Consider the following 20,140-nt stretch of genomic DNA (forward strand, 5'->3'; position numbering starts at 1 on the left):
TAAGCAAGCGTCATCGGGCATTTAACGGCTTACTGCTTTGCGCCTTCTAGCGCTTCACGCGCCAGTTTGGTGATGCGATCGTAATCACCCGCTTCCAGCGCGTCGGCCGGCACCAGCCAGGAGCCGCCGATGCACAACACGCTTTTCAGCGCCAGATAGTCACGATAGTTTGCCGGAGAGATGCCGCCGGTTGGGCAGAAACGTACCTGAGAGAACGGACCGGCAATCGCCTGTAACGCTTTGGTGCCGCCATTCGCTTCCGCCGGGAAGAATTTGAACTCTTTCAGACCATAGTCCATGCCCAGCATCAGTTCGGAAACGGTGCTAATACCGGGGATCAATGGAATCGTACCTTCCGTTGCGGCTTTCAACAGTGGCTCAGTCAATCCCGGGCTAATCGCAAACTGCGCGCCCGCTTCCGTCACCTCCGCCAACTGTTGCGGATTGAGAACGGTTCCGGCACCGACAATCGCTTCCGGCACTTCTTTAGCGATAGCGCGAATAGCATCCATCGCGCACGCCGTACGTAAGGTCACTTCCAGAACGCGAACGCCCCCGGCCACCAGCGCTTTAGCCATTGGCACCGCGTGCTCCAGTTTATTGACTACAATGACCGGGACAACCGGGCCGGTGGTCAGGATTGCTTCTGCACTTGTTTTCCAGTTTTTCATCGGAATTCTTCTCTCGCCTGATTACAAATGTGTCATCTTAAAAAGTGATACAGGTTGCGCCTTGCTCCGCACCCGACAGCTTCTCGCGCAGCGCGCCGAACAACTCACGTCCCGTTCCGACGCGCGACGCGCGCAGGTCCGGAATATGAGGCTGGCGAACGGCAAGTTCTGCCTCGTCGACCAGCAGAGTTAACTCACCTGTCTGTCCATTCACGCGAATGATGTCGCCATCGCGCACTTTTGCCAGTAAGCCGCCATCGTAGGCTTCCGGCGTTACGTGGATAGCTGAAGGCACTTTACCCGAAGCGCCTGAAAGTCGTCCATCTGTAACTAACGCGATTTTGAAACAGCGGTCCAATAATACACCAAGTGGCGGCATGAGTTTATGTAATTCTGGCATTCCATTCGCTTTTGGTCCCTGATGACGCACGACAACGACACAATCCCGGTCAAGCAGACCCGCGTCGAACGCAGGCAGCACATCATGCTGACTTTCAAATACCACGGCAGGCGCTTCAATGATCTGATTTTCAACCGGTACCGCAGACGTCTTCATCACTGCGCGTCCCAGATTACCGCTCAGTACCTTAGTGCCGCCGTGGGGAGAGAATGGCTTATCAAAAGAGGCAATCACATCGCTATCCAGTGACGTTTCCGCGCCTTCACGCCAGTCCAGCTCGCCGTTGTTGAGCCAGGGTTCCAGCGTATAGCGTTTCAGGCCGAAGCCTGCGACAGTGTTAACGTCTTCGTGCAGCAATCCGGCATTGAGCAACTCGCGTACCAATACCGGTACGCCGCCCGCCGCCTGGAAGTGGTTAATGTCCGCCGGGCCGTTCGGATACAGGCGCGCCATCAACGGTACCACTTCCGACAAATCCGAGAAGTCATCCCAGTTGATCAGAATTCCCGCCGCGCGCGCCATCGCAACCAGATGCATGGTGTGGTTGGTGGAGCCGCCGGTAGCCAACAGCGCGACAATGCCGTTCACCACGACTTTCTCGTCGATCATTTTACCGAGCGGCATCCACGTATTGCCATTGCCGGTAAGACGAGTTACCTGACGTGCGGCAGCGGCAGTCAATGCCTCGCGCAGCGGCGCATCCGGATGCACAAACGAAGAACCCGGCAACTGCATCCCCATAAACTCCACCACCATCTGGTTGGTGTTGGCGGTGCCGTAAAATGTACAGGTGCCCGGCGCATGGTAAGAGGCGGCTTCCGACTCCAGCAGCGCCATTCTGTCTACTTTTCCTTCCGCATATAGCTGACGAATACGGACTTTTTCTTTATTCGCCAGGCCGCTCGCCATCGGGCCTGACGGAACAAAAATCGCGGGTAAATGACCAAAAGAGAGCGCAGCCATCGCCAGCCCCGGGACGATTTTGTCGCATACGCCGAGGAATAACGCGCCGTCGAACATATTGTGAGAGAGCCCTACCGCCGCCGACATCGCTATCACTTCGCGGCTGAGTAATGACAACTCCATGCCGTCCTGCCCTTGCGTAACGCCATCGCACATTGCCGGTACGCCGCCTGCGACCTGACCTACCGCGTTCACGGAATGCAGCGCCTGGCGAATGATCTCCGGATAATGTTCATACGGTTGATGCGCAGAGAGCATGTCATTGTAGGAAGTAATGATGGCGATATTATTGCGCAACATACTTTTCAGCGAGGCTTTATCCTCTGGCTGACAGGCGGCGAAGCCATGCGCCAGGTTGCCACAGGCCAATTGAGAGCGGTGAACCGTGGCGGTTTTCGCCTGCTCAATACGGGCAAGATAGGCTTTTCGGGTCTGCTGCGAGCGTTCAACAATTCGCTGTGTTACGCGTAACAAATTAGGATTCATAGAGGCTCCTGAAATTTAGCTGTCCGACTACCGGGTTTACCATGTGTTTCATCAATGTGGAAAGACAGCGAACTACATGATGTCCGGCGATAATGGGGCAAAATCGTTTCAGGCAGTGTAATAAAAAAAGCCTCGCGGGTGAATCCACACGAGGCTTAAAAGTGCAAAAATGATTCTACAATCTGTGTTAGATCATGTTACCGGTAAAATAACACCTAAGAGTAAGTGGCAAAGTTACTCAAACTCATTCCATGAACGACCGTCACGGGTAATCATCGCCACGGACGCTACCGGTCCCCAGGTGCCCGCCTGATACGGCTTCGGCGCATCGTTGTCCATCGCCCATGCTTCGGTAATGGAATCCACCCACTTCCAGGCTTCTTCCACTTCGTCACGGCGGACAAACAGTGCCTGAATGCCACGCATCGTCTCCAGCAGCAGGCGCTCATATGCATCCGCCAGGTGCGTCTGATTGAAGGTCTCGGAGTAGCTCAGATCAAGCTTCGTGATTTGCAGGTTATGCTTATGATCCAGCCCCGGCACTTTGTTAAGCACCTGAATATCTACGCCCTCATCCGGCTGCAGGCGAATCGTCAGTTTGTTCTGCGGCAGGTCTTGCCAGGACTCTTTAAAGAGGTTCAGTTCAGGCGTCTTGAAATAAACCACGACTTCAGAGCACTTGGTTGGCAGGCGCTTACCGGTACGCAGATAGAATGGTACGCCCGCCCAACGCCAGTTATCAATGTCAACGCGGATCGCGACGAAAGTTTCGGTGTTGCTGCTTTTATTCGCCCCCTCTTCCTCCAGATAGCCCGGCACCTTTTTACCCTGCGCAAAACCAGCGGTGTATTGACCACGAACCGTTTTTTCGCGCACGTTGGAGCGATCGATACGACGCAGCGATTTCAGCACTTTCACTTTTTCATCACGAATGCTGTCGGCGCTCAGGTCAGACGGCGGTGACATGGCAATCATGCAGAGAATTTGCAGCAAGTGGTTCTGGATCATATCGCGCATCTGGCCGGCCTGGTCAAAGTATCCCCAGCGCCCTTCAATCCCCACCTCTTCCGCTACGGTAATCTCAACATGATCGATAGTGCGGTTATCCCAGTTATTAACGAATAACGAGTTGGCAAAACGCAGCGCCAGCAGGTTGAGAACCGTTTCTTTGCCCAGATAGTGGTCAATACGGTACACCTGACACTCTTCAAAGTATTCGCCCACCTGATCATTAATCTCGCGCGAGGTTGCCAGTGAAGTACCCAACGGTTTTTCCATCACGACGCGCGCCGGTTTGGCGTTGAGTTTAGCTTCCCCTAACCCTTTACAAATAGCGCCAAAGGTGCTGGGCGGCATCGCAAAATAGTTAATGGTGGTGCGGTTTTTTTGATCCAGCATATCGCCCAGGCGACTAAACGCAGGCGTATCGTTAACGTCAAGATTACAAAAATCCAGACGGCCGCTCAGCGTATCCCACAATCCTTCATCGATTTTTTCCTTCATGAAGGTTTCCAGCGCTTCACGCACGACGTGGGTATAGGCTTCTTTATCCCAGTCCGCGCGCCCTACCCCAATAATACGGGTATCCGGATGGATCTGGCCGGCTTTCTCAAGCTGATACAGGGAAGGCAGCAGTTTCCGGCGCGCCAGGTCGCCTTTCGCGCCGAAAATGACCAGGTCACATGCCTGGGCTGTTTGCGTTACCGCCATGTCATTCTCCTCAGTTAATCTCCTGGTACTTTAGCCAGGATATCGTTGTAATTTTATTACACAGCACTGTACTGCTTTTACGAGATTACGGAAACCGTAAACGCCTTTTCATGGGTGAACTGACGTTTGACTGGCAATATAATCGGCAAAACGCCTAATAAAATTGTCGTTTTTCCACACAAGCCGGAACCTAAAATCCGACATCGATCATGTAATGAAAAAAAACGACACCTTTTTTAACCATTTTGCTCCCTTCGGCAGTCGCCAGGGGTAATATCTAACAAAACGCGCTCGGTTTCGCGCATCATTGAAATCGCTAATACCCATGAGCCTTGCTAATCATGAATATGCTGGAAAAAGTCCAGTCTCAACTGGAACATTTAAGCAAATCTGAACGAAAAGTCGCCGATGTTATTCTGGCCGCCCCCGGCAGATCGATTCACTTAAGCATTGCCATGCTGGCCCAGGAAGCCAACGTTAGCGAGCCGACGGTGAACCGCTTCTGTCGCAGTATGAATACCCGCGGCTTTCCTGATTTTAAACTGCATCTGGCGCAAAGTCTGGCAAATGGCACCCCCTATGTTAATCGCAATGTGGATGAAGATGACAGCGTTGAGGCCTATACAGGAAAAATCTTCGAGTCCGCCATGGCCAGCCTCGACCATGTTCGCCAGTCGCTGGATAAATCGGCCGTCAACCGCGCGGTCGATTTACTGACCCAGGCAAAAAAAATCGCCTTTTTCGGTCTTGGTTCCTCCGCCGCGGTCGCACATGACGCCATGAACAAGTTTTTTCGCTTCAATGTACCGGTGATTTACTCCGACGATATCGTGCTGCAACGAATGAGCTGTATGAATTGTAGCGATGATGACGTCGTCGTGCTTATTTCTCATACTGGCAGAACCAAGAGCCTGGTGGAGCTGGCGCAGTTGGCGCGGGAAAACGATGCGATGGTGATCGCCCTGACTTCCGCTGGAACCCCGCTGGCGCGCGAAGCCACGCTGGCCATTACCCTCGATGTACCGGAAGATACAGACATTTATATGCCTATGGTCTCTCGACTTGCTCAGCTGACCGTGATAGATGTGCTGGCAACGGGATTTACTTTGCGCCGTGGGGCAAAATTCAGAGATAACTTGAAGCGTGTCAAGGAAGCGCTCAAGGAATCGCGTTTTGATAAAGAATTACTCACCAGGAGTGATGACCGCTAAAAGCAATAACAATGTTCTACCCTTTTCGTCATCCGGGGACGTTCATTTTATACCGTTAAGGTTTCAGAACGACCGGATCAATGTTCACGCAACACCAAGTTGTTTTAGTCAACGGAGTATTACATGTCCAGAAGGCTTCGCAGAACCAAAATCGTTACCACGTTAGGCCCGGCAACTGACCGCGATAACAACCTTGAGAAGGTTATCGCCGCGGGCGCAAACGTAGTACGTATGAACTTCTCTCACGGCTCGCCGGAAGATCATAAAATGCGTGCTGATAAAGTCCGTGAGATTGCCGCCAGACTGGGGCGTCATGTGGCTATTTTAGGCGACCTGCAAGGGCCAAAAATTCGCGTTTCCACCTTCAAAGAAGGCAAAGTGTTCCTCAACATTGGGGACAAATTTCTGTTAGACGCGAACCTGGGTAAAGGCGAAGGCGACAAAGAAAAAGTCGGCATTGATTACAAAGGATTGCCGGCAGACGTCGTTCCCGGCGATATCCTGCTGCTTGATGATGGTCGCGTGCAACTGAAAGTGCTTGAAGTCCAGGGCATGAAAGTCTTTACCGAAGTCACCGTCGGCGGCCCGCTGTCTAACAATAAAGGCATTAACAAGCTCGGCGGCGGGCTTTCTGCCGAAGCACTGACCGAAAAAGACAAAGCCGATATTCAGACCGCTGCGCTGATAGGCGTTGACTATCTGGCCGTCTCCTTCCCACGCTGCGGCGAAGATCTGAACTATGCACGTCGACTGGCACGCGACGCCGGCTGCGACGCGAAAATCGTGGCTAAGGTCGAACGCGCCGAAGCGGTATGCGATGAAAACGCCATGGACGACATCATTCTGGCATCTGACGTGGTGATGGTCGCTCGTGGCGACCTGGGCGTTGAAATCGGCGATCCGGAACTGGTCGGAATCCAGAAAGCGCTGATTCGCCGTGCGCGTCAACTGAACCGCGCAGTCATCACTGCAACCCAGATGATGGAATCGATGATCACTAACCCAATGCCAACCCGTGCAGAAGTGATGGACGTGGCGAACGCCGTACTGGATGGCACTGATGCGGTTATGTTGTCTGCCGAAACCGCAGCCGGTCAGTATCCGTCTGAAACCGTTGCCGCAATGGCGCGTGTCTGCCTGGGCGCAGAAAAAATCCCCAGCATCAATGTGTCTAAACACCGTCTCGACGTGCAGTTCGACAATGTCGAAGAAGCCATTGCCATGTCTGCGATGTATGCGGCAAACCATCTGAAAGGCGTTACCGCGATCATCACCATGACGGAATCCGGTCGTACCGCGCTGATGACTTCCCGTATCAGCTCCGGCCTGCCGATTTTCGCCATGTCACGCCATGAACGCACGCTGAACCTGACCGCGCTCTACCGCGGCGTAACGCCGGTGCATTTTGACAGCGCGGCTGATGGCGTTGTCGCGGCGCATGAAGCTGTTAATCTGCTGCGCGATAAAGGGTATCTGGTTTCCGGCGACCTGGTGATCGTGACCCAGGGCGATGTAATGAGCACCGTAGGTTCGACCAATACCACGCGTATTTTGACCGTTGAGTAAAACTCACCCAGGCCTGATAAGCGTTGCGCTATCAGGTATTACTGACGAGTCCTGGAATAGGTTGACACTTTTCAGTCTTATAACGCCCGATGAACCTCATCGGGCGTTTTGTATTGTAGCGACAGATGAAGCCGCTATGTGTTGTAAATTTCTACCGACTCCCTGACCATCCTTCTTGCCTGTTCTCTATCTTCTGGTTCCGCACTTTCTGAGTGAAGAGGACGTGAGCCAGTCGGGTTAACCGTTTATTCAGCCAGTTCAGCACAGTATGGCTGCCCGCGGTTTTGCGCCTGGCAGTATGTCATTTCGCCTTTTCCGACCTGCTCAACGACAGCCAGTTTAAAGGATAGAGAGTGATCGCGCCGTGTGCGTTTAACTTTTTGATTCATCAAACTTTCATCTGTCTATACGTTAAATGTGTCAACGTTATTCAGGGCGGGGCAACGGATATAAAAAAGCGAACCTTGTGGCTCGCTTTTTTATTCGCTGTCAGTTAATAGTTAAATCCAACGTTAATCGGTATTCAAACGCCCAACTGGTATGCCAGTCTTGTCCGTAGAAATGGATCAGTCCAGAGTAATGACCCGGTGGGATAGCCTGATTATCGCTGCGGCTCCATATAAATCCGGCCCGGTACCCGCCTGAGCTGCTACATCCCACGGCAGCGTTAAGAGGACGTTGTGAACAATCCGATTGACGATAGCCTTTGAGATTAACCGTATACTGCTGCCCACTGTTATCTACCAGCGTCACGGGCGTTGAGACTTCAGAATAATTGCCAGAAGGCGCCCAGTCCAGTTCTGTCGGGCCCGTTGTGGGCGCAGAGGTGACAAAACCTAAATCGGGATAACCTTTGATTGCCGAAGACGTATAGGTTGATGAATCCGTTGTGACGTACCATGTATCTTCAATGGTGTTGATAAACTTCACCTGGTCATTTTTTAATGACGACGTATTGATCGATGCTGTTACCGTGGCCTGACCAACATCATTACCACTTAGTTTCACTGTGGCGACGCCAGAACTGTTAGTATTGGTTGTTGACGCTGACAGCTTGTTCAGCGTGGTCTGCCAGTTAATGGCAGCATTAGGCACACTGTTATGGTTCACATCCTCAATTTGAGTGGTATAGGTAACAGTATCAGAGCCATTAGCGAGTGCGTCGGTTTTATCCACTGTCAGTGAAAGCAGCGTTGCCGTTTTCGCGTCGCCAATAAAGGTCACTTTAGCGGCTGACAGCGTTTTGCCATTACCTGGAACGGTTGCTGTCACCACCGCATCACGTGCTTTCAACGTATGGCCTGAAATGGAGGCAATACCCTGCTCGTTGGTTACGCTACTATTGGCCGTAAGCGTCAGATCCGGGTCGTCGCTGCTCCAGTTAATCGCCGTTGACGGCAGAACGTTGCCGTAACCGACCTTCACGGTGACGGACCAGGTGACCGTGTCGGTGTTGTCCGCTACGGCCTGGGTTTTATCGGCCTTAATGTTTGAGAGCGTTGCGGTGTCAACATCACCGATAACGTTCAACTGTAATTCTTTCTGAGAATCGTTGATACCCGCCCCGACAGTCGTTGTACCGGCTTTGGTATCTGTGTAAGTCACACTGGCTAAACCATTGCTGTCGGTGACGCTGCTGTCGGCTGGCTGGAATGCCCCTCCGCTGCTATCAGTCCCCCAATTTACCGTCGCGTTAGCGACGGGATTGTTATTCCCGTCGGTGACGGCGGCCTGAAGCGTGATGACGTCTTTTCCGGCGACGATATCCGTCGTTTTGCTGGCAGTGATTTGCGAGAGCTTCTCTGTCGTGCTGTCAGCGATAAAACGCATCGTCACCGAGTGTGTACTGATGCCATTGAACGTGGCGACCGCTTTGCATGAGACAATATTCTCTGAAGTAACGGATACGGTAGATTTGCCCTCGGTATTGGTGGGTACGGTGTCGGCAGAGAGCTGTGCAGAACTCGCCGGGTCAAGACTCCAGGCTACGTCGCCCTGATTGATGACGTTGCCGTATTGATCCTTCACGGTGGCCGTTAAGTTAATCGCGTCCATTCCATTGGCTATGGCATCGTAGTCATGTTCCGGAGAGGTGATCGAGACCACTTTCGCGCTCAACTGATCCGGTACGATGTTGAGCTGAATGGTTTTCTCACTGTCATTCACGCTACTCGCCGTCACAGTTGTGACCTGTGCGAGTGTGCCACTAAAGGTGACAATCGCCTGACCCTGGGCATCCGTGGCCGTGGTGGTTTCGCTGAAGTTGCCCGAAGTATTATCGGATGACCAGTTCACGTTAGCGTTCGCAATAGGGTGCCCCGACGCATCCTGTACCGTTGCGGTAAGAGTGATAGTGTCTCTTCCTGCGGCGATATCGTCCGTTTTATTTGCCGTAAGTGTTCGGATGGCGGCCGATCCGGCGTCAGCGGTAAAGTTAACGGTTTCGGCGTTTTCAGGGTTACCATTGACTTCTGCGGTCACCACGTAATTTTCTACCTCGGTAGATGTTAAGGCGACGGTCACTTTACCTGCGATGTCAGAGGTGCTGGTGGTGGCTGACAGCTTGCCCGTAGCCGGGCTGACCGACCATTCTGCAGTAACACCTGCAACAGGATTGCTGTTGGCATCGATAACGGTGCCGGTATAGGTAATGCTATCCACGCCATCGGCGATGGCGGTGGTTTTACTCACGGTGATGTTTTCTATCTGTGCGGTAGCGGTATCACCGGTAAATGTGGTTACCGGCGCATTCCACGCCGCGCCCGTAGTTGCCTGGGCGGTGACGTTTACGTCACCTGCTTTCAGCGTTGTCACAGTCACCGTAGTGGTTCCGTTCACGTCCGTTTGGGTCGTTACTGCAGACAGTTTTGCCGTGGCAGGCGTTACCTTCCAGTTAACGTCCTGTTCCTTAACTGGATTGCCTTTTGCATCCGTCACGGTGGCGGTGTAGGTAATCTGGTCTTTACCATTGGCGATAGCCGTCGATTTATCTACAGTAATGTCAGTCACTTTGGCTGTTGCGGTATCTGCGGTAAACAGAAGGTCGGGCGAATTAACCGCCCCGCCGGTTGCGGCGCTGGCTGAGACGACGACCTTACCCTGCACGGATGAGACCAGCGTTACAATGGCATCACCTTGCTGGTCGGTGCTGTTTTGCGTGGTGCTCAGCGTGCCTTGTCCTTCCACGATTTTCCATTCAATTGCGCTGTTAGCGACAGGGTGCTCATTGGCATCGATAACGTGAGCTGTCAGCGTAATCCGGTCGTTTTGGTTAGCAACCGCCTGGGTTTTGTCGGCATTCACTGACTGAACGGATGCTGTGGCGTCATCGGCGAGGAAATTAACCGTGGGCGAAGTTTGCGATTGTTCTCCCAGTGTCGCGGTCACCGTCACGTTTTCTACGGCGGTGGAAGTCAAATCTACTGTCGCTTCCCCCTGCGCGTCCGTGCTGGTGGAGGTGGCGGACAGGCTGGCCTGGGTACTGCTGGTTGCCCAGCTAATTTGTATTCCTTTTAATGGATTTTTATTGGCATCTTCAACCTTTACGTTGAACGTCACAGGATCGTGCCCGTTCGCGAGAGCTGACGTTTTGCTGACCGTTACGCTGCTCAATGTCGCGGTTTTAACGTCTGGCAGGAAGGTTAGCGTATCTGTTTTTAACGCTTCGCTGTCGCCTGTTGAGGCCGAAACGATGCCCTGTCCGGCTTTCGCTGATTTCAGCGTGACAGTGGCGATGCCATTTTCATCGGTATTACTCTGTTTATCCGCCAGGTGAGCGCTGCCGCTGGCCGAATCGATCGCCCAGTTAACGGGCTGGTTCACCAGCGGGTGCTGGCTGGCATCAGTGACCATCGCGCTGACGGTGATAGCGTCCTGATTATCGGCGAGAGCAAGGGTTTTATCGGCATCAATTTTTATGACTTTTGCGCTGCTGGCGTCGGCCGTAAACTGCAGCGTTTTACTCTGCATGGATTCGCCGTTATCCAGCGTTACACTCACCGTTGTGCTTATGATTTGACCGCTGGTGACAGAGGCGACGGCATTACCCTGGCTATCCGTTGTGCTTGATGGTGTGTTTAGCATCGCGCCAGCATTGTCGCTTTCCCAGTGCACGGTCACGCCCTGAACAGGATTATTCATCGCATCCACCACGTGCGCAGTCATTGAAATCGCATCCTGACTATTCGCCAGCGCTGTGGTTTTGGACGCATCAAGTGTGGCGAAATGCGCGGTGTCTTTCACTGCCGTAAGGTTAATGGTGGTTGTGTTGAGCTTGGTCGTCTGATTGTAGAGAGGCTGAACGATAACCGCGCCAGGCTGGGTGCCTGCGGTGAAGGTACTGACGTACACGCCCGGCGATTGCTCTTTAAACTCGCTGATTTTTTCCGCTACCGGCGAGGCCGCCGATGCCCCCTGAATCTGCGTGTTACGAATGAGCTGGGCGCTAAGGCTACTGGCGAGGCCGGTAATTTTTTGCCCGCTACCGGACGTAACAGTAACGCTCACCTGCGTGGTGCTGACGCCGTCTGCCGGCAGAGTTGTGCTGGCCGCTGTGGTTGCGGTAACAATGTCATTAGGGTTAAAGCCGCTCACGGCGACGGTCATATGGCTGACGTCAGATTTATTACCCTGGTTGTCGTATGCCGTGGCGGCGACAACATACATATTCTTCTCGGCACCATTTTGCACGTAGTGCGGCATCGTAACCGTCCACGTCCCATTTTCCTCGGTGATGTTGCCGCCGTTCTGTATCAGGCTATCATCCTGCCAGGTGATATGATCGAGAGGATATTTACTCTTCACAGTTACGTTGACAGGCAGGGTTTCATCTTCCACGCCGGTCATTTTTTCCGGCACTTTCAGCGAAATTAACTCTTTCTTGCGGTATTCCAGCACGATAGTGTTATTGCGATTAACCAAATCAAGGCGACTGCCGAGAAGTGTGCGGCGGTTTTTGACATTATCGGCGTCGAGCTGAGCATTGAGCGGCGAGCCGAGCATCCAGTTAACCGCCATCTCAATTTGAGTATCGTTATGATTGCCTTTCCCCATTTTTTGATTTAAGCCAACGGAAAACAGCGGAACCGGGGTGTAATTAACGCCTGCGGTCAAAGCATAAGGATCACGTTGACGGTCGTCGTCGCTATCGCCAAACAGAGCAACGTCATCGCCATAATACTGCTCCCAAATCAACTGAGCGCCTAGCTGCGGATATGCTGGTAAATAGCCTTCGGCTCGCACATCATAGCCGTTGGCGACACGTTCTTCGTAATCAGTATGGTCTTTCGAATCTTTCCAGCCAGAAAGACGCTGATAGGCGTTGGCGCTCAGCTTGAAATAATCCCAGCCAAGCTCGCCGCCGAAACCCAGACGCTGGTGGGTAACACTGGAGATTTGCTGATCATAAAATGCGTTAACGCCCCACATCCAGTGGTCGGCGAAATAGCGGTAGCCCACGCCTGCGTTGATAATATTACGATCGTCATCGCGTCTTCCGCCTAATTGTGTAAATAACAGGTTGTGTTTCTTGTCATCATAAAGCGGCAACAGTATATCCAGGCTAGCACTTTCCAGCGACAGATCGTTATCGAGCCCCAGATTTACCCTCGCCGTACCAAATTGCTGAAGCCAGTTTTGTACTGCATTAGTGGCGTAAGCAGATCCATTATTAATCGCAGAATTGATTAATGCATCCGTTTTGTTATCCTGATTCAACATAGCACCAGTGCTGGAAAGCACATTCGCGAGATTCTTACCTGCATCGTCTTCTTTCGCCGTGTTTGATGCCGCTGTGACCGTTGTCTGCGGCGCTGACGGGGGGGTAGTTTCCGCTCTGATCGGGAATGAAAATACAAAAGAGTTAATAAATAAAAATATTATATGAACACATATTTGTATGCAGGCCGTAAATCGAGTGGAAAAACGCATAGCCAAAGTCCTTTTAGGTTAATGACGAGGTAGAATAAAAACCACTTGAGAGTATATTAATATTTTTTCAGGAAGCAGCTTTATGATTTCTTATTTATAAATTTAGTTTTTCTAACATCATAAAATAACAAACAGTTACATTATTTAAATGATTTAAAAGAAGGAGATTTATAGCTACCCCCATAATTAATAATAGATCCGGCATTCGATATGAAGAGACAAAAAATAATATTCTTCAAGAGAGCTATTTTATTTTCTATTATTTACATTATGGGTAATTTATTGATTATCCATAATTATTATAGTAAGCCTTCCATTAACCTTCAGTTTTAGCGACGCGTTCGTTTGTATGCTGCCGCTGGCGGTATGTCATTTCGCCTTTTTCGACCTGTTCAACGACGACCGGTTTAAACAACAGTGAGTCATCGTGTTGTGTGCGTTAACTTATTGGTTCATCACGCGTATAAGCAAAATGTGCCAACGCTATTCAGGACGGGGTATACACAATATAAAGCCTCTCTTACGAGAGGCTTTATTTATTTGATGGGATAAAGATCTTTACGCTTATACGACTGGATCTCGCCCGGCTTTCGAGTTTTGAGCAATTTCAGAATCCAGGTGTACTGTTCCGGATGCGGGCCAACAAAAATTTCGACCTCTTCGTTCATTCGTCTGGCGATAGTGTGATCGTCAGCGGTGAGAAGATCGTCCATTGGCGGGCGAATCTGGATGGTCAGGCGATGCGTTTTACCATTATAAACCGGGAAAAGCGGTATCACGCGTGCGCGACACACTTTCATCAGCCGACCAATCGCAGGCAGCGTCGCTTTGTACGTTGCAAAGAAATCAACGAATTCACTATGCTCCGGGCCGTGATCCTGGTCCGGTAGGTAGTAACCCCAGTAGCCCTGGCGAACAGACTGAATGAAGGGTTTAATCCCGTCATTACGCGCATGTAAACGTCCGCCGAAACGCCGACGCACCGTGTTCCAGATATAGTCAAAAACAGGGTTACCCTGGTTATGAAACATCGCCGCCATTTTTTGCCCTTGCGAGGCCATCAGCATGGCCGGAATATCCACACCCCAGCCATGCGGCACAAGGAAAATGACTTTCTCGTCGTTACGACGCATCTCCTCAATGATTTCCAGACCTTCCCAGTCAACACGCTGTTGAATTTTTTTCGGACCGCGCATCGCCAGCTCAGCCATCATCGCCATCGCCTGCGGCGCGGTGGCGAACATTTCATCGACAATTGCTTCGCGCTCAACTTCGCTACGCTGCGGAAAGCACAATGACAGATTAATCAGCGCCCGGCGACGAGAGCTCTTTCCTATACGTCCGGCAAAACGCCCCAGCGTCGCCAGCAAAGGGTCGCGAAATGATGCCGGGGTTAATGCGATCCCCGCCATTGCCGCAGCGCCCAACCAGGCGCCCCAATACTGCGGATAGCGAAAGGATTTTTCAAATTCAGGGATATATTCTCTATTATTTTTTTGGGTTTTCATGCTGTTCCAGGGTCTGCTGACGCGAAAAGGAATTGTGAATAGTGTAGCGGCGTCTGCGCCTCACACAAAACAAAAAAGCCGGTACACATCGCGTACCGGCTCTGTCAGCACATTTGTTAATCGAAACGCAGTTGCGGCAGAACCTCTTTCACCTGCGCCAGGTATTCACGACGATCTGATCCCGTCAGACCTTCCGTACGCGGCAATTTTGCTGTTAAAGGGTTAACGGCCTGCTGGTTGATCCATACCTCATAATGCAGATGCGGCCCTGTGGAACGCCCGGTATTACCAGAAAGCGCAATACGATCGCCACGTTTCACTTTTTGCCCCGGTTTCACCAGCAGCTTACGCAGGTGCATATAGCGCGTGGTGTAGGTGCGTCCATGACGAATCGCGATGTAGTAACCGGCAGCGCCGCTACGTTTAGCAACCACTACCTCGCCATCCCCCACCGACAGCACCGGCGTCCCCTGCGGCATCGCAAAGTCAACGCCACGATGCGGCGCAACGCGTCCAGTAACCGGGTTCAGACGACGCGGATTAAAGTTGGAGGAGATGCGGAACTGTTTTGCGGTCGGGAATCGTAAAAAGCCTTTCGCCAGGCCGACACCGTTACGGTCATAGAATTTACCGTCAGCGGCGCGAATGGCGTAGTAATCTTTGCCATCGGAACGCATACGCACGCCCAACAACTGACTCTGCTCGCGCTTGCCGTCCAGCATCTCACGCGACATCAGAACCGAAAATTCATCGCCCTTTTTCAGCTTCCGAAAATCCATCTGCCACTGCATCGCTTTTATCACTGCGCTGATTTCGCTGCTGGTTAAACCTGCCTCTTTCGCGCTGGCGACAAAGCTACCACCTACCGTGCCTTTCAGCAGGCTGTTGACCCAGTCCCCCTGCTGCATTTCACTGCTCATTTTGAAACCGTTTGCAGTGCGATCGTAGGTACGCGTTTCACGGCGGGAGACTTCCCATGTCAGACGCTGTAAATCGCCATCGGCGGTCAGTGTCCATGAGAGTTGTTGACCAATTTTCAGATTTCGCAGCTCCTTATCAGAAGCGGCAAGTCGACTAATATCGGCCATATCGATGCCGTACTGATTCAGAATGCTGCTTAGCGTATCGCCTGTAGAGACGACGTATTCATGGACGCCGACTTCGCCTGAGGTTTTATCGTCCAGCTCATCCTGAGGAATAGCTTCATCTTCCTGGGCGGCCTGATCGATGGGTTCACTGGCCTCAGGTAAGAGGGAACGAATCTCGCTTTTCTCCAGTTCAATAGTTTTAACGATTGGCGCGGATTCCGGGTGGTAGACATATGGCCGCCATACGGCGACGGCCAGTGTCAGAACGGTAAGTGACCCCAACATAACGCGATGGGGTCGGGGCAGATTATTAAATGCCAGGGCGACAGAGCGGGCTATCTGTTGCACGTATTCACTTCCTCGTTAATCTCCTTTCAGGCAGCTCGCATACTGGTTGGCTAATTGGCTTAAAAACGCTGAATAGCTTGTTTTACCCAGTTTAATGTTCGTCCCGAGGGGGTCCAGTGTTCCCATTCGAACGGATGTCCCTCTCGCCACGGCTTCCACGACCGCTGGCCTGAATTGTGGCTCAGCAAAAACGCAGGTTGCTTTTTGCTCAACCAACTGTGTTCTTATTTCATGTAAACGCTGCGCGCCAGGTTGTATCTCAGGGTTCACGGTAAAGTGACCGAGTGGGGTGAGTCCGTAGTGTTTTTCGTAGTAACCGTAGGCGTCATGAAAAACGAAATACCCTTTCCCCTTGAGCGGCGCGAGCTCGTTACCGACCTGTTTATCGGTTGCGGCTAATTGTGCCTCAAAATCCTTCAGGTTGGCGTCGAGTTTGGCTCGACTTTGCGGCATAAGTTCCACTAATTTTTCATGGATTGCAACCGCTGTAGCCCGCGCTATCTCTGGGGAAAGCCAAAGATGCATGTTATATTCGCCGTGATGGTGATGTACGTCACCTTTTTCCTCATCGGCATCAGCGTGCGCATGTTCATCCTCATCATCATCCGCGCCCTTCATGAGTAATGGCTTCACATCGGCAAGTTGCGCAATGGTAACCTGCTTATTACCAGGAATATTCCTGACCGACTTCTCCATAAAGGCTTCCATTTCCGGGCCAACCCAGACGACTAAGTCCGCGCCCTGTAAGCGTTTTACGTCTGATGGACGCAATGAATAATCATGCTCGGAAGCCCCATCCGGAAGTAAGACTTGCGTATCCGTAACGCCGTCAGCAATGGCGGAAGCGATAAACCCAAGCGGTTTAAGCGAAGCGACAACGGCGGCGTCGGCAGCCTGGGTTGCACTCCCCCAAAGCGCGGCGGATAATGCTGCGAAAAGAAGCGTATTTTTCTGTAACATAATGCGACCAATCATCGTAATGAATGTGTGAAATGTGATATTATAACATCCTATCACTTCTGCAAGCCTAAAATTGACATGACAAGTTTAGTTTCACTGGAAAACGTCTCGGTCTCATTTGGTCAACGCCGCGTCCTCTCTGACGTGTCGCTTGAATTGAGCCCCGGAAAAATTTTAACGCTTCTCGGTCCTAACGGCGCGGGGAAGTCAACGCTTGTGCGCGTGGTTTTAGGACTGGTAGCTCCTGATGAAGGAGTGATCAAGCGCAACGGACAACTCCGTATCGGCTATGTCCCACAAAAGCTCTATCTCGATACCACGCTTCCGCTGACGGTAAACCGATTTTTACGTTTACGTCCCGGCACGCAAAAAACGGATATTCTCCCGGCGCTTAAACGTGTTCAGGCCGGACATCTGATTGACGCGCCCATGCAAAAACTCTCCGGCGGCGAGACACAGCGCGTACTGCTGGCCCGCGCTCTGCTTAACCGGCCGCAGTTGCTGGTACTTGATGAGCCGACGCAAGGCGTGGATGTCAACGGCCAGGTCGCGTTATACGACCTTATCGATCAGTTGCGCCGCGAACTCGATTGCGCCGTGCTAATGGTGTCGCATGATCTACATCTGGTAATGGCAAAAACAGATGAGGTGTTATGCCTGAACCATCATATTTGCTGTTCCGGCACGCCGGAAGTGGTGTCTATGCATCCGGAATTTATCTCTATGTTTGGTCCGCGCGGTGCAGAGCAACTGGGGATTTATCGCCATCATCATAATCATCGCCATGATTTACAGGGCCGTATTGTACTGCGCCGGGGAAATGGTCACTCATGATTGAATTATTACTGCCCGGCTGGCTAGCCGGGATGATGTTGGCCTGCGCCGCAGGTCCGTTGGGCTCATTCGTGGTCTGGCGTCGGATGTCCTACTTTGGCGATACACTGGCTCACGCGTCGCTTCTGGGCGTGGCGTTTGGCCTGTTGCTGGACGTTAACCCCTTTTATGCGGTAATCGCCGTTACGCTGCTGCTGGCCGCCGGTCTGGTATGGCTGGAGAAACGCCCTCACCTCGCGATTGATACCTTACTGGGCATTATGGCGCATAGCGCTCTGTCTTTAGGACTGGTCGTTGTCAGCCTGATGTCCAATGTCCGCGTTGATTTAATGGCTTATCTGTTTGGCGATTTGCTGGCCGTCACGCCGGAAGATCTTATCTCGATCGCCATTGGCGTAGTTATTGTGCTGGCTATTCTCTTCTGGCAGTGGCGCAACTTGCTGTCGATGACTATCAGCCCGGATCTTGCCTTTGTCGATGGCGTGAAGTTACAGCGCGTGAAGCTGCTATTGATGCTGGTAACGGCGTTAACCATCGGCGTAGCGATGAAGTTTGTCGGGGCACTGATCATTACATCGCTACTGATTATCCCCGCCGCAACCGCGCGTCGCTTTGCCCGTACGCCGGAGCAGATGGCGGGTGTCGCGGTGGTAACAGGAATGATCGCCGTAACGGGCGGACTGACCTTCTCCGCGTTCTATGATACGCCAGCAGGTCCGTCAGTGGTATTGTGCGCAGCCATGCTGTTTATCTTCAGCATGATGAAAAAACAGGCGAGCTAGGGGATGTTACCGGGTGGCGCAGTTCAACACCGCCATCCGGCATAATCAAGCTTAAGGCATTTCCGGCGGCGTAATACCAAAGTGGTTCCACGCACGCACTGTTGCCATTCTGCCGCGTGGCGTGCGCTGTAAAAAGCCCTGCTGAATCAAATACGGCTCCAGCACATCTTCAATGGTTTCACGCTCTTCGCCAATCGCCGCCGCAAGGTTATCCAGTCCCACCGGACCACCGAAGAATTTATCAATAACCGCCAGCAGCAGTTTGCGATCCATATAGTCAAAGCCTTCCGCATCGACGTTCAACATATCCAGCGCCTGCGCGGCAATTTCCGCAGAAATAGCCCCGTCATGCTTCACCTCGGCGAAATCACGCACACGTCTGAGCAGACGGTTGGCTATACGCGGCGTACCGCGCGCCCGACGCGCCACTTCCAGCGCGCCGTCATCGCTCATCTCAAGCCCCATGTGCCGGGCGCTGCGCCCGACAATGTGCTGCAGATCGGGCACCTGATAGAACTCCAGGCGCTGCACGATACCAAAACGGTCGCGTAGCGGCGAGGTCAGCGAACCTGCTCGCGTCGTCGCGCCAATGAGCGTAAACGGCGGCAGGTCGATTTTAATCGACCGCGCGGCTGGCCCTTCGCCAATCATGATATCCAACTGGTAATCTTCCATCGCCGGATAGAGCACCTCTTCCACCACCGGTGAAAGCCGATGAATCTCATCAATAAACAGCACATCATGCGGTTCAAGATTGGTGAGCATGGCCGCCAGATCGCCCGCTTTTTCCAGCACCGGGCCGGATGTGGTACGCAGATTAACGCCCATTTCATTGGCCACGATATTCGCCAGAGTCGTTTTACCTAACCCTGGCGGACCGAAAATCAGCAAGTGATCTAATGCGTCGCCGCGCAGTTTTGCCGCCTGAATAAAGATCTCCATCTGGGAGCGCACCTGCGGTTGACCGACATACTCCGCCAATAACTTAGGGCGAATGGCGCGATCGGCAACTTCCTCTGCGATCGTGGCGCCTGCTGAAATCAGGCGATCTGCTTCTATCATCCTTTACCTCATAACGCGGCGCGTAACGCGTCGCGAATCAGTGTTTCACTGCTTGCGTCCGGACGAGCGATTTTGCTCACCATCCGACTGGCTTCTTGCGGTTTATAACCCAGCGCCACCAGCGCAGCAACCGCTTCTTGCTCAGCATCGTCCGTTGTCGGGCTGGCTGGCGACGTCAATACCAGATCGACCGCTGGCATAAAGAGATCGCCATGTAGCCCTTTAAAGCGGTCTTTCATTTCCACAATCAATCGTTCAGCGGTTTTTTTACCGATGCCGGGTAATTTCACCAGCGCCGCAGGATCTTCACGTTCAACCGCATTGACGAATTGTTGCGCCGACATGCCGGAGAGGATCGCCAGCGCCAGCTTAGGCCCGACGCCATTTGTTTTGATTAGCTCTTTAAACAGCGTGCGCTCTTGCTTATTGTTGAATCCGTACAGCAACTGCGCATCTTCACGCACCACAAAATGGGTAAAGACAGTCGCTTCCTTTCCGGATTCCGGGAGCTCATAGAAACAGGTCATGGGCATATGCACTTCATAGCCTACGCCCCCTGTCTCCAGCAGCACGATCGGGGGTTGTTTTTCGAGAATAATGCCTCTGAGTCTGCCAATCACATG

14 protein-coding genes are annotated in these 20,140 nt (G+C 52.4%); 4 read left to right on the forward strand and 10 right to left on the reverse strand.

The window, feature by feature from the left end:
• Window positions 1-29: 29 nt before the first annotated feature.
• From kdgA to zwf, 3 genes are all read right to left on the reverse strand, one after another.
• Window positions 30-671 carry a bifunctional 4-hydroxy-2-oxoglutarate aldolase/2-dehydro-3-deoxy-phosphogluconate aldolase gene (kdgA, locus tag F4V72_RS17595; RefSeq protein WP_053508930.1) on the reverse strand — a complete coding sequence of 214 codons (642 nt, stop codon included), beginning with the start codon at window positions 669-671 and terminating at the stop codon, window positions 30-32.
• Window positions 672-708: 37 nt separating this feature from the next.
• Window positions 709-2,520 carry a phosphogluconate dehydratase gene (edd, locus tag F4V72_RS17600; RefSeq protein ID WP_023246236.1) on the reverse strand — a complete coding sequence of 604 codons (1,812 nt, stop codon included), beginning with the start codon at window positions 2,518-2,520 and terminating at the stop codon, window positions 709-711.
• Window positions 2,521-2,754: 234 nt separating this feature from the next.
• Complete coding sequence (gene zwf, locus F4V72_RS17605; protein ID WP_023246237.1) at window positions 2,755-4,230, reverse strand: glucose-6-phosphate dehydrogenase; 1,476 nt, start codon at window positions 4,228-4,230, stop codon at window positions 2,755-2,757.
• A gap of 341 nt (window positions 4,231-4,571) precedes the next feature.
• Between zwf and F4V72_RS17610 the strand changes: the two genes are divergently transcribed.
• Window positions 4,572-5,441 carry a MurR/RpiR family transcriptional regulator gene (locus tag F4V72_RS17610; RefSeq protein WP_001056723.1) on the forward strand — a complete coding sequence of 290 codons (870 nt, stop codon included), beginning with the start codon at window positions 4,572-4,574 and terminating at the stop codon, window positions 5,439-5,441.
• A gap of 123 nt (window positions 5,442-5,564) precedes the next feature.
• Window positions 5,565-7,007, forward strand: a complete 1,443-nt coding sequence (pyk, locus tag F4V72_RS17615) for a pyruvate kinase (RefSeq protein ID WP_023246238.1) — start codon at window positions 5,565-5,567, stop codon at window positions 7,005-7,007.
• 245 nt (window positions 7,008-7,252) lie between these two features.
• Here pyk and F4V72_RS24170 read toward each other — a convergent pair whose 3' ends face one another.
• From F4V72_RS24170 to znuA, 5 genes are all read right to left on the reverse strand, one after another.
• Window positions 7,253-7,396, reverse strand: a complete 144-nt coding sequence (locus tag F4V72_RS24170) for a hypothetical protein (protein WP_154714648.1) — start codon at window positions 7,394-7,396, stop codon at window positions 7,253-7,255.
• 100 nt (window positions 7,397-7,496) lie between these two features.
• A complete protein-coding gene (locus tag F4V72_RS17620; protein WP_170245767.1) occupies window positions 7,497-12,725 on the reverse strand; it encodes an Ig-like domain-containing protein in 5,229 nt (1,742 codons plus the stop codon).
• 746 nt (window positions 12,726-13,471) lie between these two features.
• Window positions 13,472-14,443, reverse strand: coding sequence for a lauroyl-Kdo(2)-lipid IV(A) myristoyltransferase (gene lpxM / locus F4V72_RS17625; protein ID WP_136058329.1), 972 nt, complete (start codon window positions 14,441-14,443; stop codon window positions 13,472-13,474).
• Between the two features lie 116 nt (window positions 14,444-14,559).
• Entirely contained in the window at window positions 14,560-15,879 is a 1,320-nt protein-coding gene (gene mepM, locus F4V72_RS17630) for a murein DD-endopeptidase MepM (RefSeq protein ID WP_023248792.1), read from the reverse strand.
• A gap of 15 nt (window positions 15,880-15,894) precedes the next feature.
• The gene (gene znuA, locus F4V72_RS17635) at window positions 15,895-16,839 is read right to left on the reverse strand and encodes a zinc ABC transporter substrate-binding protein ZnuA (RefSeq protein ID WP_023248793.1); all 945 of its coding nucleotides are present in this window, start codon (window positions 16,837-16,839) and stop codon (window positions 15,895-15,897) included.
• Window positions 16,840-16,917: 78 nt separating this feature from the next.
• Here znuA and znuC point away from each other — a divergent pair, with 78 nt between their 5' ends.
• Window positions 16,918-17,673, forward strand: a complete 756-nt coding sequence (gene znuC / locus F4V72_RS17640; protein WP_053508920.1) for a zinc ABC transporter ATP-binding protein ZnuC — start codon at window positions 16,918-16,920, stop codon at window positions 17,671-17,673.
• Entirely contained in the window at window positions 17,670-18,455 is a 786-nt protein-coding gene (gene znuB / locus F4V72_RS17645; protein ID WP_023248795.1) for a zinc ABC transporter permease subunit ZnuB, read from the forward strand. The genes znuC and znuB overlap by 4 nt, the downstream gene beginning before the upstream one ends.
• A gap of 51 nt (window positions 18,456-18,506) precedes the next feature.
• On the opposite strand, the gene ruvB is transcribed toward znuB, so the two are convergent.
• On the reverse strand, window positions 18,507-19,517 hold the full coding sequence (gene ruvB / locus F4V72_RS17650) for a Holliday junction branch migration DNA helicase RuvB (RefSeq protein WP_000568510.1): 1,011 nt from the start codon (window positions 19,515-19,517) through the stop codon (window positions 18,507-18,509).
• Between the two features lie 8 nt (window positions 19,518-19,525).
• Window positions 19,526-20,137 carry a Holliday junction branch migration protein RuvA gene (gene ruvA / locus F4V72_RS17655; RefSeq protein ID WP_136058330.1) on the reverse strand — a complete coding sequence of 204 codons (612 nt, stop codon included), beginning with the start codon at window positions 20,135-20,137 and terminating at the stop codon, window positions 19,526-19,528.
• Window positions 20,138-20,140: the final 3 nt, after the last annotated feature.

The organism is Salmonella enterica subsp. diarizonae (assembly GCF_008692785.1).
GTDB classification, from domain to species: Bacteria; Pseudomonadota; Gammaproteobacteria; order Enterobacterales; family Enterobacteriaceae; genus Salmonella; species Salmonella diarizonae.